Below are 16,202 nucleotides of genomic sequence, written 5' to 3' on the forward strand. Positions count from 1 at the left end.
ATACAGAACTTCAAGTCTTGTTTCTTGTGTGATCAGGAATGAATTCCGATGAACGCCCGGCTGCTACCCGTAATCGTCGTCACCGCCGTCTTTATGCTCGCATGGAGCGGCGATCGAAATGCCATGCAGGCAGCCCTCGCCCGGCGCGACGCCGTTCAGTCAGTTTTACTGGCTCAAACTTACGGACAGAAAACTCTGGAACCCAACGAGGCGAGACATGTCTCGACCCTTGTTTCCAGATCTGAAACCGCATCCGCAGTCGAAGATTCGGAATTGGTACCGCTTCCTGAGGGTATTGCATCCGGGGTCTACCAGGCTGTGAATCAGTCCGGAGCCAGTGTCCGGGTTTCCGTGCCTTCTCAGGGAAAGACGGATCAGACGAACGCGAGAGATTTCTATATCAGCGATTCAAAGGCTGGAGAACGCTGGTACATCGTGCGAATTCAGTCACCCATGACCGTTCATTAGTGCCTTCGATTCACTCGCTGGCGTCGATGACATCACAAGCCGTCCTGCGTTGTGAATAATTTCAGTACGGAATAGACGACTGCTGATATTCTCCGATGCGGGTTCATCGCCGCCGCAATCGCTCGCCATCGAAAATCATTCCTTTACCGGAAGCCGTCTTGCGATGACGACTCTGGTGCGGCCAGCGATCCGTGCAAACAGAATCGTTCGCGGTGGATCGTCTCCGGTGGGAAGCTGTTTGCGAACCGCGTGAGCGTCTGTCGGTATCCGACGACATTTGATTTCGTAGTCGCTGGACGGATTGTTTTTTCGAAGCCACTGTCTGACTTCCCTGATGTTGTTGGGCAAAATTGCTTCAACGAGGAATCCTTTCACGAACACCGATTCGACCGGCGCTTGCCCTGTCAGATATTCTTCCTCCGGATCCAGACGCTCCAGTGACAATAATTCTGCGACACCATCCAGCATGCCGCTGCGCACGACAGCTGGATCCGGGTCGAAAAGAAAAGCGCCACATTCAGCAGCCTGTGGAGCCCATGCCGAAAGCGGATCGATGGAAATGGTTTCTATTTCGACGCCAGCGTCTTGTTGTGATCCTGAACACTTCGATGTCAGGACTGTTGCTCGAAAGGGGTGATTGCCTTTCAGATGGCCAAACCAGACAGTCGCTTCGCGGCATTCTCCGTCCAGGCTGATAAGTTCAATTTCACATTCGGGGAACTTCTGTGTGAAATTGGAGGCCGGGCTGATCTTGATGGCTCCGCCAGCGGCGGTCTTCGTGAGATGCTGCATCCATTCCAGCGGCGGTTGATACTGTTCCAGTCTTTTGACGGGGCGGTCACGCCCGGCACGGCGATCAGGATCGGCATGAACAATTTGCGCGTTCCAGTCTCCTGCTGTAACATCAAGACACCGCGTGATCACCGCCGGATGTGAAGTGTCCCGATCTGCTGATCGAAGAATGTCTGCGTTCCACTGACAGCGAAGAACCATTGACGGATCGGAATCGATCGCCTGCACTTCGCAATTCCGGGACAATGCTGCGGCATCAATACCAATGCCGCAGCAGAGGTCTGTTACGGAATCGCAATCTTGAAACCGCGAAGCCTTGTACAGCGCGAGCTGCCAGTTTGTCGATTGCTCAAGGCCCACCCGCGTCAACCAGAGTTGATCTGCCCGGGGAAGAACTGAAGCTGCCCTGCGCCGAGCCTCATGGAGGCTGAGCGCCGCTCGTACAAGCTCCTCATCAAACTGTTCCCGGAGACGTTTCTGGTTCTTGAGTTCGGCATCGGTGCAGCTGGCAATCACCTCAAACACGGAAGGCGTGTGTCTAAGTCGTTGCAGCAGCAGGCAGTCCTCGTTTGACCCATCGGGATCCATCATTAGCTGCCCTTCTTTCGCATCCGAACGATACCGTCCCAGTCGGCGGGAGCTTTGCGGTCGTGCTGAGTAATCATCATGGAAAGATAATCCTGTGCGCGGTCTTCCGCCGGCATGCTGTGCAGATGCTTCCACGCCTCTGCCCATCGGCCCTGAGTGAATTCTTCTACACCCAGTTCGAAATCGTTAAGGTGCTTTGAAGTCAGTACGGGGAAGCGACTTTCAGGCGGAACCAATTCGCTGACCGTGAGAGGTTTATCCATTCCATAGGGAAGCAGCCGAAGAAGTCGCCGAACACGGCCTTCATCGGGTGGCATGTTCAGACGGATATGCTGATCAAGGTATTCATCGATCAGGACGGACACATGCAGCTCGCGCGTCATGCTTTCGAGTCGACTGGCAAGATTTACGACCGGGCCGAAGACCGTCACCTTGACTTGTTCGCGGGTTCCAATCTTGCCGGCTACAGCGCGGCCATGAGAGATGCCGATGCTGGTTTCGAAATCTCGCAACGGATGGTCCGGATCCGCCTGTGCTCGGGCAAACTCATCACGGATCGCCAGTGCCGCACGACAGGCGTTGAGCGGCGCTTCGGCGGATGCGATTGGCCATCCCCAGAATCCCAGTGCAGCATCTCCCTGAAAATCTCCGGTCACGCCGCCAAAACGCAGAATCTGACTGGTCATGACTTCCAGCGCGAGGCTGACTCGTTCCAGCAATCCCGTCAGATTGTCGGATTCCTCTTCGGCGCGATGACTGAATCCCCGGAGATCACAGAACAGCACGGTCACATCGCATTCCCGAGGTTCCAGCAGTGACGTGTCGAGATCGCGCCCCAGGGCTTCCAGAACCGGTGGAGAAAAAAACTGTCGCAGTCCGGATTGCTGACGTTCCAGTTGTCGTTCTCGCTGCAGTGACCCTACAATTTCCGCGATGAACTCAGTGAACTTAATGTCTGCATGCAAACGCTGTTCATTGGCCTGCGCGCTGTCACCGACGCTTCGACCGGTGACATAGAAAGCGCGATCCCCTCCAATATCCGTGAAGGGTGTACAGAAGGCCCAGTTGTATCCGGCAACCTGAGTGAACGGCTGGTGTTCAGCCTGTTGATCGTCCCAGATATGCACAACATTGCTTTGTTGTTCCATCGCGCTGGAAATCAGCCTGGCGCTGGGTTGAAGCATGGGACCTGTTTCGAACCGCTGCTCCTGATGGAAGACGCGCGGGCGGCTCGATTCTGTCAGCCCCACGATGGCAACCCCATCTGCATTCTGAATTCCTGCCAGTAACAGGCTGCAGAGTCGGATGTGCAAATCACGTTCGACACCCGATTCCCGAATCACCGACGGTAAGCTGGTCAGGACTTCAATTCGCTTTGCAGCATCGTCGTATCGAACGCGTTGAAGCTGCTGGCGATTGATGGCAACCTGCTGGACAGGCTGGTTGCGCGGCGAATCGCTTTGAGTGACCTGCTGAAGTTCAAATCTGGTGCCGCCGATCACGAACGATTGTCCGGCTGTCAGATTCGCATGATCGAATTCGGTGCCATCGATAAAGACAGCGTTGGATGAACCTGCAACACGTTGCAGTTTGATCCCCGATTCTGTGGGAGTGAGATCGACATGGTGTCGGGAGATGGAATCATCCCAGTCCGTTCGGATGGCTGCCTCCGGCGCGCGGCCCAGCGAATAAGTTTTCTGCTGCGTCAGCAGAAACTCCCGATCCAGTCGACGTCCGTGATGAAAGGCCAGCATTCGAAACATCGGGGTAGTATAGTAGGCGATACGACTGTGGTGTTAGCAGGCCACTGAAAAAGGTGTCCTGATCTTCGGGGACGGCATTGAAATACGGCCTGTGAGAAGCACAAGTGCAGCTGAGCCGCTGATTCCGGGTGCACGTGACGCAGCGAGTCTGTATCCAGCGCTATTCTTCAATGCCAAAGTACCGATTCAGAAACGTCTGCCGATCCTCTTCCGTCTGAACGTACTGCACCAGTGCATACAGTTTTTTCTGATCGCGTAACAGTTTGGCGGCTCTCTCATCGGGATCCGCCAGGGACGCGGGCAGAGCACCGAAAATCTGCAGTCTCGTCAGATCGATTTCATCTTCGATCACACCGTATCGCTGCAGCATGGCCAGGACGGTCTCCACTCGCCGATCATGGCGCTGGCGGTCACATAGTCGTTCGCGAAGCCAGTCAATCCCGAAGGCTCGCACCTTTTCTTTTTCATGCGTCAGTAAATCAAAAGTACGTTCATAGAATTCGGCGTCCGGATTGCTCCACCGAATGAATTCCATCTGCGTGTTCAAATCCCGCTGATCATAAAGAAGGACGCATTCGGATGGTTTTCCATCACGTCCCGCGCGACCGATCTCCTGATAGTATGATTCCATCGACCCGGGCACATCGGCATGAACGACGAAGCGAATGTCTTCTTTATCAACGCCCATTCCAAACGCATTTGTAGCCAGAACAAGGCGTCGACGCCCTTTCATAAAGTCGTCCTGAATTCGTTTTCTCTGCCGTCGATCCAGGTCTCCGTGGTAGCAGACATGGTCAATGCCGGCGTTGCGGAGCCGGTCGCTGAATTCTTCCAGCGTGCGGATCAGTGTGAAGTAGATAATCCCGCTTCCTTTCAGGTTTGGCTGGATCCAGCGGTGAATGATGGCCTGCATCGACCGTTGTTTCTCATCTGAGTCCCAGATGTTTTCGACAACCAATTCCAGGTTGGGTCGATGAATGCCTTCGTGGAACAGCCGAACCTGTCCTGTCTGCAATCCCAGTTGTCGAATGATGTCCTGCTGAACATCCGGCGTCGCGGTTGCGGTCAGGGCAATCGTTGTGGGGTTGTTCAGAATCTGTCGAAACTCGGCCAGTCGTGTGTAATCCGGACGAAAATCGTGACCCCACTCGCTGACGCAATGCGCTTCGTCCACTGCGAGCAGACAGACATTTCGCTTTGAGATTACTTCCAGAAAGTCGGGCTTCCGAAATCGTTCGGGCGTGACATACAGCAAGCAGTGCTGCCCTTCCGAGACCGATCGATAACGAGCTTCGCGTTCCGATTTCGTCAACGAAGAATTGATGAATGTTGCATTGATTCCGCGTCGCTGAAGGCTGTCTACCTGATCCTTCATTAGCGCGATCAGCGGCGACAGCACCAGTGTCAGCCGCGGGCGACCATCGGAATCATTGTTTCCCGAATCACCGCTGGCGGAAGAATGCATCAATGCAGGAATTTGAAAACACAGTGATTTGCCGCCCCCCGTCGGCATGATGACCAGCGCATGCTTCTTAGCCATCACGTGATCAATGATGTCCTCCTGAGGACTTCGAAATGCTTCGTAGCCGAAGTAATCCAGCAGCAATTGGGCGGCCTGAGACATCGTGGAATTGGTTTTTCTGCTTTTTGGTAGTGCAATTTGCGTGCTGACTGAAGCGTCTGAAACGTCCTCAAAATCGTTGTAATCGCTTCACGTTCTCGTTGTCTGTCATATCGTTTTACGAACAAGGAGGGTTGTTCGGAAGCAGCGATACCGGCGAGGCATATTTTCTTCAACATCAGGTTCGAATGTTTGAAGACTGTTTCCACTGCCATCCGCACAGCGATTTCAATTATGCCGACCGCCGACCGCCTTCCTCAGGTTTCCGTTGTCATTCCTGTCTATAACGGGGGGGACTATACGGCTTTGGCGATTGAAAGTGCTCTCGGACAGCGGGATTGTGATGTTGAAGTGATTGTCGTCAACGACGGATCGACTGATAAGACCCAGGAAGTGCTGAGTTCTTTTGGTGATGCGATCATCGCGATCAATCAACCGAATCAGGGAATTGCGAAAACCCGAAATCGTGGCATCGAAGCGGCAACTTCAGAATGGGTGGCCTTCCTGGACAACGATGATCTTTGGCTCCCGGAAAAGCTCAGCCAGCAGCTTCAGGCCGCAGAAGCCACACGGGCCGGAGCTGTCTATACCAATACAATGAATTTTGGCGCCGTGGAACGCATTGATTCGCTGCGTCATCCGGATCCGGCCTCGATGCCAATCGGCGATTTGTTTGAGCAACTTTTGATGGACAATTTTTTCGTCACGTCTTCCCTGATGGTTAAGCGTGATGCTCTGAACGCTGTGAGTCGGTTCTCGGAGAATCCTGACCTGGCAGAAGACTGGGATTTATGGCTGAGCCTTGCGGCGGCAGGCGTGCGATTTGCCGCGGTCCCTGACGCACTCACAAAATATCTTTGGCGATCAGGTTCGTTTTCCAAAAATCATGAACGCATGCGTTCATTGCGAATGAACACCGTGAGAAAGGCTCTGGAGACAGATCGAGGCAAATCGCTTCCATGGACAGTCCGACGGCAGGCTCTGGCAAACGTCGAGCGGTGTTCGGCCTGGTTCCTCGCTTCGTCATCACCGCGCAAAGCCATCGCATGGTATATGAACTCGATTCTGCACTGGCCATTTGATGCCGACCCGTGGAAGGGAATTGTTAAGGGCTGCCTCGGTCGCTGTTAGCAGGCCGCTGGAATACGCATGAAACGTAAGCCGAAGCGTGAGCGAGGGACGTTTTGACAGTCGCTGGCGGGACGGTGATCCCTCGCTGACGCATCGTTTTTTCAACGCACTGTTCGATCGGCTGTCTCACGATGACGATCATTGCTTCGAACTGAACAGGCGAAGTTCGGCGGCGGCTTCGCTTCGGCAGGAAGCAAAGAATGATGACTAACGCCTGCGGATCAAATCCGATAAGGCCACCTCACGGACAATATCTTTGATGCCGTAGTGATGTTTCTTGGCTTCGTCGACAATCGCCTGAACTCCCTCCCGATCATCCACGGTCAGCACGCGGCGAAGCGCGTAGGTGCACAGGTGTTCGATAAAGGCACGTGCAAACTCGTCGCGGTCTTCGAGCAGCAGTTGTTTGAACTGCATGGAATCGGTGAACGTCCGTCCGTCCGGCAACACGCCCGAGGCATCCACGAGCGGATCTTCGCCGATGCCGGTTGGGACGTATTCGCGAGTGCGCCACTGGCCAATGGCATCGTAGTGGTCGAATGCCAGTCCAAGAGGATCGATATTCCGATGGCAGGCGGCGCAACTTGTGTTCTGTGCGTGTGCTTCGATCCTGTTACGGATGGTGATTTTGTTTCCCTGAGGAGGGACGGGTTCGATCGGATTCACATTGGCCGGGGGCGACGGCGGAGTCCTGTTGAAGATTGCTTCGCTGAGCCAGACGCCGCGATGAACCGGGCGATGGCGCGTTCCGTCTGAGGTCAACCCAAGCACCGCGCCCATTGTCAGTAAACCACCGCGATGGTTATCGGGCCTGAGCGAGACACGATGGAAACCATCCTTATCTGGCTCCGGCAGTCCATAAAAATCGCACAGCCGGGCGTTGGCCATCGTCCAGTCGGAATCCAGGAAGGCCTCAATGGGCAGATTCTTTGTGAGCATTTCACGGAAGTATTCAACCGGTTCCTCGCGCATGCTTGCCTCGAGCCAGTCGTCGTATGTTGGGTAGAGAGCCTTATCCGGCGGGAACATGCCGACCCGGTGGAGTTGCAGCCACTGACGCGAGAAGTCGTTAATGAAGCGGTTGATTCGGCCGTCCGTCAACATCCGGTCCACTTCTTTCTTCAGGCCATCATCTTTCTTCAGGCTACCGTTGCCAGCTGCAGCGAAAAGGGTGTCGTCCGGCATTGAACTCCACAGGAAATAGGAGAGCCGCGAGGCGAGTTCCCAGTCAGTGACGTGCTGACGTGGAACGGGATCGCCCTCGACCAGGTAGATGAAGTTTCTGGACGTCAGCACGCTCTGCAGGGCAACTCGATAGGCATCGGCCGGCTTCTCGCCAGCCTCACACCCGACACGGTAAGTTTCCAGATACTCGTGCAGCGTTTCCATTTCGACCGGCCGCCGCCACGCGCGTTCGGCAAAGCGTTGCAGATGTTCGGCGACGACTTCCAGGGGCGCTTGATCGGGCGGCAGTACATTGCTGCGGCGGGATTTCTCTGCCTCTGTGACCAGAGGACCTTCCCATTCGATCCAGTCGAGGATCACGGTCGAAAAGATGCCGTTCCCGTTCCCGTCGAACATCTGCGGCGCATTGGGATTGAGCAGAGCGGTTTCGCTGCTGTGGGTAAAAACGTATGAATTGCTGGCAAGTGCATTGCGGAAGGCTGCACCGCCACGTCTGTCCACAATGTCGGTGGCTACTACGGCGAAATGTAACTGAGCCGGCATTTCCAGGAACACGTCGAACTCGTAAACCTGCGGACTGTCTTCGGGGGCTGTGATGTCAAATTCAATAAGTCCGTCGACGGTTTCCTCACTCGTCTGCGCACCAATGCTCAGATGGGCCGGTTGACCTCCGGGTGGACGAATACCGCTCGCCTGAAGACGCATGCGATAGAGCCCACTGTGTTCCGGGCCTGTTGCCCCAAACCAGCTGGAGGTCAGCGCCTGTTGTACCCGTCCCGGGAAAAGGAGATAACGCAATGGTCGCTGGATGCCGAATCGATCGAGCGCTGCCTGCTGGGCTTTTCCACCACCGTAACGCAAATCCGCCGCCGTCTTCCGAATCCTGCGCGCTTCGCTGGACGAAGTGGGGAAAGCACGATCAAGCACGATGTCCGCCGCGCGGTAATAGCGATCCACGTGTGACGGCGAAAGTGAAAGCTGTGCTCCGATTCGTTCGTAGCCGTGCCACAATGTGTCCTCGTTTAATTCCCCCGGCTTAGCCGGATCGTATCGTACTCCCAGCAGGTCGTAGACCGTGTTCTGATATTCTCTGCGACTGAGTCTGTAGTGTGACACGGCCGGTCGCGCTGCCATCCGAGCCGCTCGACCCTCTTTCAACAGCGCGTCAAGTGTGGTCACGAACGCTGCGATCTCGTCCTGAGTCGGCTGAGGCTCATCCTTCGGCGGCATTTCGCCGCTGTTGAGCTTATCCAGCGCTTCGGCCCAGTGGTGGGAATCCAGTCCGGAACGGAAGTCGCGCGACAACTGATCAATCCGGATGTCGCCTTCCTCTTTCCGGGGACCATGACACCGAATACAGTGCCTGTCCAGAAACACTTCAAAAGGCTCCGCTGCTTTGACGGCATCGGTGAAAGAAAGGGCAGCAAACGAAAGGCCAGCGCAGAGCTGGAGGCTGAAACGTAACAAAGATCGAATTTGCATTTTGGTCGCCGTCAGTTTCCTTACGCGAAGAGTCGCTCGCTGCAATGCATGACTGGTCAACAACTCCCCACGGAATTGAGAGCACGTGACCTGATGAGGGCGGACGGGATTCGAGTTGAAAACTCAAACGGAAAACAGAACTCATGAGGTCTTGCTCCGTCAGCAGTATTGATCTTTCGAACTCGGACCGCAAGGCTCTGTTCGCTTTGCACCCTGATGGCGATCGTGGCTGAATTTCGTGAGCAGCGAGTCTCATGCCGGGACTGAAACCCGGTCCGTTTTAATGGGGTTACGGAAGGTTGATCGACGAACGGTGAAAGCGGGAAGCAACAATCTGATGTGAGTGAGATGAAATTTTCTGGCTCGGTACAGCCAGCTGTCCGTTGAAGAACCAGGACAGGTACGCAGAACGACTGTAAACTAACGACTGTAAACTATCGTGTTTTCAGGTCTCCTGCTCGAGCCAGTCCTGTTTTTCACCTGGCTGCTAAAACGGCCCTCAATTGCGTACGCTACGGTCACACAAAACGCTCTGGCACGTACTGCCGTGCCGCTTCAGCTCATGGATAGCAAAATGTTGTATCGATCCCGGACGGTAATCTGTCTGACTATTTGCCTGCTCACTTCTGTTGCTGCACGCGCACAGCAGCCAGGTAGTCCCGGTCAACACGTTGACTTTGCTCACGATGTTGTGCCGATTCTTCAAAAGCATTGCGTTTCTTGTCATGGTGGTCGCGAAGCCAAGGGTAGTTTCTCGTTGAATACTCGGGAATTGCTTGTTGATTCAGGGCATATTGTCGCTGGCAAACCAGCGGAATCTTATCTGCTGGAACTTGTCGCATCGGAAGATCCCGAAACCCGAATGCCTCCCGCGGATAAACCGCGTGTTTCAAAGGCCGAACAACAAGTGTTGCGTGCCTGGGTTGCGGAAGGTGCCGTTTGGGAGGATGGCTACAGTTTTGCTCCGGTATCGTACGAACCACCGCTGCTTCCGCGCCGTCCTGAGCTTCCCGAGGCTCTTCCGGGCCGCAATCATCCGGTAGATCGAATCCTGGATCAGTACCTTGCGTCGAATGGAATTGTGCGACCGCAGGCAATTGATGACGCTCTGTTTATGCGTCGTGTCTCGCTGGATCTGGTCGGATTGCTGCCAACGCAGGAGCAGTTGCATGCATTTGTTGCCAGTACGCAGCCAAATAAACGTGAGCAGTTGATTGACGATCTGCTAAATCAGCAGATTGCATATGCCGATCACTGGCTGACTTTTTTCAATGATCTGCTGCGGAACGATTACAGCGGTACGGGTTTCATTACGGGAGGGCGTACGCAGATCAGCGCCTGGCTTTACGATGCTCTATTGCAGAATATGCCCTTCGATGTGATGGCGCGTGAACTAATTGCTCCGGCAACGCCTGCAAGTCGAGGGTACATCGATGGTATTAAATGGCGCGGGGAGGTGAGCGCGGGGCAAACGGTAGAGATTCAATTCGCGCAGAGTATTTCCCAGTCGTTTCTTGGCATCAACATGAAGTGTGCCTCGTGCCATGACAGCTTTATCGATCGATGGAAACTGGATGAAGCCTACGGTCTGGCAGCTATCTACTCGACACGTCCTCTGGAAATTCATCGCTGCGATAAGCCTGTTGGTCGTCAGGCTCAGGCTTCCTGGCTGTTTCCGGAACTGGGACAGGTCGATCCGTCCGCAGAGCGTGACGTACGGCTGCAACAGCTGGCGAGTTTGATGACGCATCCGGACAACGGACGTTTCTCTCGAACGATTGTCAATCGGCTCTGGTACAAGCTGATGGGGCGTGGCATCGTTCATCCTCTGGACGCGATGCAGTCAGAGCCGTGGAATGCAGACCTGCTGGACTATCTGGCGGTGTCACTCTGCGACAACCACTACGATCTGAAAGCCGTGCTTCGTCTGATCGCAACATCGCAGGCCTACCAGTCGCAGTGTCTGTCTCAGGCAACGGAGCCGGGCAGCAGCGCTTATCTCTATCGCGGCCCTGTCGCGCGTCGCATGACGGCAGAGCAATTTCTTGACAACGTCTGGCAGCTTACGTCCGCCGCGCCGACGACAATTGACGCTCCGGTGTTTCGCGCGGTATCGAATGATCCTTCAGCACCCGATCTGCAATTGCAGGCAAAGTGGATTTGGGGAGACTCTGCTTCCGAAGGAAAAACACCACCCGCCGGTGAATCGATCTCGCTTCGTAAGAGTTTCAAACTGGAACAATCGGTTGAACGTGGCGGTGCGGTCATCACCTGCGACAACGCCTTTACCCTTTATATTAATGGTCGCGAAGTCAGCCGTGGTGACAACTGGACTCAGCCTCAGGCAGTGGCCATGCATACGCTGCTGAAGAAGGGCGACAATCAAATTGTTGTGGTGGCAAGCAACGCCGGCAATGGGCCCAATCCTGCGGGTCTGTTTTTTGAATCTCGCCTGGTTCTTGCGGACCAGTCAACGGTCCTGATCGCATCTGACGAAACCTGGGAGTTCAATGCCAGAACTCCCAATGGCCGTGAAGGCAGACTGGGCGGCATTCCAGGTAAATGGGCAGCGGCGACCGTCGTGCAACCGGTGTCCTCATGGACGCAGACAATCGATGCATCCGCCCGCAATACTCTTTCGCTGGCGATCAGCGGTAACGTTCCAATGGTCCGCGCGTCACTTGTGAAAAATGACTTCCTGATGAAATCGCTGGGTCGACCATTGCGCGAGCAGATTGTTTCAATGCGTCCGTCGGAGCTTTCGACACTGGAAGCAATCGACCTGAGCAACGGAGCTGCGTTCGCTGCGTCGCTGCAGCGCGGGGGAGAAACGCTGGCGTCCAGAGAATGGAAAGGTCGAAGCGAACTTATTCAATTTGTCTTCGAATCGACGTTGTGCCGGCGACCGACACAAGAAGAAGTTCTGGCCGTGGAGTCGTTCCTGAGCGGTGAGCCATCGCCGACCGAAATCGAAGACCTGTTATGGGCCGTTTTCATGATGCCGGAATTCATGCTCGTGCGGTAGGCGGATTAACCGATCGATTTCACTGATTCACCAGGGGATCAAGCCGGTATCCGCAACGTCGCCTGCAGTTCTCGCAGACTGCGTCCGAAGGTTTCGAAGCGGCTGCGGGTCATGTTTCCTGAATGGCCTCTCACGGCCAGTTGAACCGCGAACGTCAGTTCTTCGCGCAGGGGTGGAGAGAGGGGGACGCTGTTGTTGAGCCATTCACGGCCTGTTAGTTGTCGTTTCCATTCTTCAGCGGAGGTTGAGCCGGTGAGCTGCTGGCAAAGATCCCGCGCCAGGACCTCTGCGGCTTCTGCGTAAAGTTTTGATGATCCTCCCACGGTTCCCAGCTTCTGTCGCGAAATCATCTGCAACGATGATTGCATCACGCGACTCGCAACCTGAGCTGGCTGGATGCTGTTCTTTTGTGCCAATCGCCACAACAGCCAGAGAGCTGCGATTCCAAACAGCAGCAGCATGACCGCACGTTGATAAAACGGCTGCCGGACGCGTCGCGGGCGGTCAGCCAGGACTTCGTTGACCACGTTGGATTCTTCTACTTCTCGCACAACAGCATTGGCCAGGCGAAGCATGGTTTCAAGTTTTGGCTCCGGCAGGTCTTCCGGCAGTTGATCCGGGAGCGGTGGGATCTCTGGTGGTATTGTTGGTGACTCAGCCGTCTGAGACGGCATCGCTTCAGGTTGCATGGCCTCTGACTGTGTGTAGCTGACATTTGCCTGACGGTCGACCATGAACAACAACCTCTTTCTCTGACCGTTGCACAGCATTTCGGCAACATTCACGGCCAGCATCGCGTTGTCGCCATGCCACAACATCAGGTTTGTGAACAGGCTTTGATCGGCAGCCATTAACAGCAAACCTCTGCTTCGGCTTGCTTCGTTTGAATTTGGCAGACGCCCCTGTTGACGCGGCCATCCCATGACCATGGCGGCCTGCTGTCCGCTTCGTCGTGGTGCACAGTCGGCGGGTAATCGAGCCGCGACAAACCAGTTCAGGGTGCCGCTCCACGGGATCGTCAGCCAGCCACTTCGATTCAACACAATGTTCTTCAGGCCCCGTGTCAGTGACGAACTCCGGCTGAGGTCTGTGGCCAGCACGCAGTCTTCAAACCCCTGATACTGGTGTTCTTTGGCTGACGTCGAAACCGGCCCGGCGTTGAATCCGAGAATTCTGTGCGACTGGTCCGATGCCAGAAGCACAGTGCCCCCATTCACAACGAACCGTTGTAATCGAAGCCAGTCTGTCTGGTTGAGCGACGACAGGTCACCCATCATTACAACAACGGTTTCAGACGGGGCAGTGGTCGCTTCGTCAAGATCTGACAACATCGCCAGACCCCGTTCTTCCAGCAGCATCTGGAATAACTCGTAACCGAACGACCATTTTTCGCCGGCAAACGTCGTTTCGTTTGCATGACTGACAGCGGCAGTGGACTCCTGCGCGTGCAGGCGGGGACCTGACATGCCCGAGTTAACACACTCAAGGACCGTGAGGCAGGCAAGAAATGGGGCGACGCGCATCATCGATTCGCCCCTCTCTCACACAGGGCCAGGGCGTCACGCACATCACGGATTTGATCGTCTGTCAGATTGTAATCGTCTGGCAGGTACCTTGCCTGTTCATAGATGTCTGCCAGCACCTGAACCGCGTTGTTCAGCGACGGTGACATCATGGTCAGCTGCTCGGCGGCTTCGCGGTGAGTTCGCCAGTCTTCGATGGATGGCAACGACGGATTAATTGTGCGGCCAGTCAATTGATGGAAAGCTGTGACCACATCTCGGCGTGTTTGAATTGTACCTGAGCGAATCGCTGATGCCCGGATCGTTTCGGTCTGAGCGTCAGGCCACATGCCGGTCTGTTTTGCAGCAAGTGCCAACAACGCTGCCAGCAAAGCACCAATGACCAGTATGGGGACGATTATGCTGATAAAAGAACTGCCAGCGTCGGCCAGACTCTCCAGTGACGATGCGGAATCCGGGGCGGATGGCATTTTCGCATCCGGTCCGGAGGCCAGGTCGGATAAGAACTCAGACGCACCGTCGCGAATCGAACGTAAAGTTTCTGATTTCGCCGGACCATTTTGGGGTCCGCCCCCGGAATTACGCTGTTGAGAGATCTCCGGGGATCGGTTTTTGATATCAGGGCGCCAATGCGGTGACTGCCGGCTGCCCGGCTGACCCGTGTCGGCTGATGACCGCGGGTTCTGCTGACGAGACTCTTCCTGGAGCTCCTTTGCTATTTCCACGACGTCATCTCGTAATCCATCCAGAGTTCGCAGAAGTGATCTTTCGACGGAATCGTTGTTTCGAATGTTGTCAGAGGTGGTGGCGCTGCCGCTGGCAGAAACGCTGGCATTGTCACCGTTTTGGTTTTGCGAATTCGGATTGTTCGACATCGCCCGACGAGCTTCCTGTTCCGCCTGCTTCTGCGCGTTGGCTTCTTTGCGAGCCTGCTCAACAAGTTTTTCGAAAGTGCCTCGCAGCCCGCGTCGCTCGAGTTCCTGTCTGATATCAATACCCGGATCTGCGGACTCACGTCTTGTCTGGCTTTTGACGGATTCAGAACCTGAACGACCGTCAGGGGAAGTCTTCGTGCCCGATGGCAGACGTTCGGCTGGCCGAACGTCTGGTGCTGACGAATTGCGAGTGCCGTTTCCAATGCTATTGGAATCAGAATTCTGCGGGCGAGGATTCTGCGACATCGATCGCTGAATTGCTTCCAGTTGTCGCCGGGCCTGCTCCAGAGCATTTGCGTCCGGAACCATGCCCGCGCTGCCCGGTCGAAAGCGGGATCGTTCATTCAGAGTATCTGTGGCGTTGCCACCGGAGAGACTTTTGGCGTTGGAAGGTGCATCCTGAGACTGCGTTTGATCCAGCCATTGCCTCACTGCCTCCTGCATTGCTCGCAACTGATTGGGGGCCATTCCCGCCAGTGGATTCCGGGGACCCATTGAAGATCCGCCAGGTGCCGGGGCCTGACTCGGTGATGTCGAGTCGTTTCGTGCAGCAGCTGAGCTCGTTTCATTTGGGAGTTGATTCAGGTTGCTGCTGTTCTCAGAATCGCTTCCACCCAATTGCGGCCCTGATGGGATGCGACCAGATGGATCGGGAACCGTCGGAGAAGGTTTCTCGTTTCCAGATGTCTTCCTTGAATTCGTTGGGGGATTTGCCTGCTGATGCTTTGGCGGATTGTCATCCTGGGCAGGGTTCTCTTTTGAATCGCCTTTTGGCCCGAAGCCCAGGCTCTGCCAAAACCCTGAAGAATCCCTTTCGCGCGAAGATTCCGCAGGCCTTCCATCCGGCGTTTTGTTCGCCTCCGAGTCGTCTTCAATTTCGGGTTGGGGAGTTTCTCCTGACTGTGGTGAACCGGAAGTGGGTGGCGGAAACCGATTGGTCGTTGTTCTATCGGGAAAGCTGTCCGGGTTCGCGGCACCGGACTGTGTTTGTGGCGAGCGAGGTTGCCGGGACTGTCCCTGTAGCTGCGGCGGTATCGGCAGTGGCGGCGCTGCATCGCTGGAATGCGGTGGCGTGGGAAGCGTTCCATCATTGGCAAATTGTTCGAGCATTTGTCGGAGCTGTTGTTGCCGTTGAGGATCCTTCAATGCGTTCTCAACCTGTTGACGTTGCTGTGCATCGATGTTTGGAGGGAATAATCCCGGCGGTAGTTGTCCATCGAATTGACGCTGCAGCGTTTCCTGAAGTCCCTTGAGTTGATCCAGCGAGATGGGTGATGGATGGCCCGGCTTTGGTTCCGGATTGGCGTTGTCCGGTTGACTACTACTGCCCGGAGAAACCTGCGGAGGACGCTCCCCCGGTTGTTGCCGCATGATCCCCTGTAACTGTCTCAGGAGCATGGCCTGAGCAGACGCATCTGCGTTCTTTCCATCCGGCAATGGCAATAGTCGATGCGGCGCTTCGTCGTCGGGCGACTGACTGGTGGCCGACTGAATGATGGCTGCCTGAATGATGGCCGACTGACTGGCGAACGCCTGGCTGACGGATACGGTAGAGCCCGGGATAACGATCAGGGAAATTCCAACCGCAATCGCACATCGGCACATTCGGCCAGTTACGGCAAGCATTCCTTTGCGTTTGCGATCACCTGTGCAGTCGATAGGCAAATGGGATTGAAGTGATGTCCGCAT

Annotated in this window: 9 protein-coding genes; 3 read left to right on the top strand and 6 right to left on the bottom strand. The window is 55.3% G+C overall.

Annotation, left to right across the window (positions count from 1 at the left end; genetic code table 11):
• Positions 1 to 48 precede the first annotated feature (48 nt).
• Positions 49 to 468, top strand: a complete 420-nt coding sequence (locus R3C20_04115) for a hypothetical protein (GenBank protein MEZ6039665.1) — start codon at positions 49 to 51, stop codon at positions 466 to 468.
• 135 nt (positions 469 to 603) lie between these two features.
• Here R3C20_04115 and R3C20_04120 read toward each other — a convergent pair whose 3' ends face one another.
• The 3 genes from R3C20_04120 to R3C20_04130 form a co-directional block, all read right to left on the bottom strand.
• Positions 604 to 1,851: a class I SAM-dependent methyltransferase gene (locus tag R3C20_04120; protein MEZ6039666.1), complete on the bottom strand. Its 1,248-nt coding sequence runs from the start codon at positions 1,849 to 1,851 to the stop codon at positions 604 to 606.
• Positions 1,851 to 3,611, bottom strand: coding sequence for an adenylate/guanylate cyclase domain-containing protein (locus R3C20_04125; protein ID MEZ6039667.1), 1,761 nt, complete (start codon positions 3,609 to 3,611; stop codon positions 1,851 to 1,853). Before R3C20_04125 ends, R3C20_04120 begins: the two co-directional genes overlap by 1 nt.
• A 160-nt stretch (positions 3,612 to 3,771) precedes the next feature.
• The gene (locus R3C20_04130) at positions 3,772 to 5,235 is read right to left on the bottom strand and encodes a RecQ family ATP-dependent DNA helicase (protein MEZ6039668.1); all 1,464 of its coding nucleotides are present in this window, start codon (positions 5,233 to 5,235) and stop codon (positions 3,772 to 3,774) included.
• Positions 5,236 to 5,466: 231 nt separating this feature from the next.
• Between R3C20_04130 and R3C20_04135 the strand changes: the two genes are divergently transcribed.
• Entirely contained in the window at positions 5,467 to 6,363 is an 897-nt protein-coding gene (locus R3C20_04135; protein ID MEZ6039669.1) for a glycosyltransferase family 2 protein, read from the top strand.
• A 207-nt stretch (positions 6,364 to 6,570) separates the two neighbouring features.
• On the opposite strand, the gene R3C20_04140 is transcribed toward R3C20_04135, so the two are convergent.
• Positions 6,571 to 9,030, bottom strand: a complete 2,460-nt coding sequence (locus tag R3C20_04140; GenBank protein MEZ6039670.1) for a DUF1592 domain-containing protein — start codon at positions 9,028 to 9,030, stop codon at positions 6,571 to 6,573.
• Between the two features lie 574 nt (positions 9,031 to 9,604).
• On the opposite strand from R3C20_04140, the gene R3C20_04145 reads away from it, so the two are divergent.
• Positions 9,605 to 12,055, top strand: a complete 2,451-nt coding sequence (locus R3C20_04145; protein ID MEZ6039671.1) for a DUF1549 domain-containing protein — start codon at positions 9,605 to 9,607, stop codon at positions 12,053 to 12,055.
• A gap of 38 nt (positions 12,056 to 12,093) precedes the next feature.
• Here R3C20_04145 and R3C20_04150 read toward each other — a convergent pair whose 3' ends face one another.
• Positions 12,094 to 13,581 (bottom strand): hypothetical protein, encoded by a 1,488-nt coding sequence (locus R3C20_04150; GenBank protein MEZ6039672.1) that lies wholly within the window; start codon positions 13,579 to 13,581, stop codon positions 12,094 to 12,096.
• Positions 13,578 to 16,202, bottom strand: coding sequence for a hypothetical protein (locus tag R3C20_04155; protein ID MEZ6039673.1), 2,625 nt, complete (start codon positions 16,200 to 16,202; stop codon positions 13,578 to 13,580). Before R3C20_04155 ends, R3C20_04150 begins: the two co-directional genes overlap by 4 nt.

The sequence above is a fragment of the Planctomycetaceae bacterium genome, assembly GCA_041398825.1.
In the GTDB taxonomy this organism is placed as follows: domain Bacteria; phylum Planctomycetota; class Planctomycetia; order Planctomycetales; family Planctomycetaceae; genus F1-80-MAGs062.

What these genes read in the sequence shown, in the direction of transcription:
- R3C20_04115 (MEZ6039665.1), top strand. Translation starts at nt 49, where the DNA reads ATGAACGCCCGGCTGCTACCCGTAATCGTCGTCACCGCCGTCTTTATG.
- R3C20_04120 (MEZ6039666.1), bottom strand. Translation starts at nt 1,851, where the DNA reads ATGATGGATCCCGATGGGTCAAACGAGGACTGCCTGCTGCTGCAACGA.
- R3C20_04125 (MEZ6039667.1), bottom strand. Translation starts at nt 3,611, where the DNA reads ATGTTTCGAATGCTGGCCTTTCATCACGGACGTCGACTGGATCGGGAG.
- R3C20_04130 (MEZ6039668.1), bottom strand. Translation starts at nt 5,235, where the DNA reads ATGTCTCAGGCCGCCCAATTGCTGCTGGATTACTTCGGCTACGAAGCA.
- R3C20_04135 (MEZ6039669.1), top strand. Translation starts at nt 5,467, where the DNA reads ATGCCGACCGCCGACCGCCTTCCTCAGGTTTCCGTTGTCATTCCTGTC.
- R3C20_04140 (MEZ6039670.1), bottom strand. Translation starts at nt 9,030, where the DNA reads ATGCAAATTCGATCTTTGTTACGTTTCAGCCTCCAGCTCTGCGCTGGC.
- R3C20_04145 (MEZ6039671.1), top strand. Translation starts at nt 9,605, where the DNA reads ATGTTGTATCGATCCCGGACGGTAATCTGTCTGACTATTTGCCTGCTC.
- R3C20_04150 (MEZ6039672.1), bottom strand. Translation starts at nt 13,581, where the DNA reads ATGATGCGCGTCGCCCCATTTCTTGCCTGCCTCACGGTCCTTGAGTGT.
- R3C20_04155 (MEZ6039673.1), bottom strand. Translation starts at nt 16,202, where the DNA reads ATGCGGACATCACTTCAATCCCATTTGCCTATCGACTGCACAGGTGAT.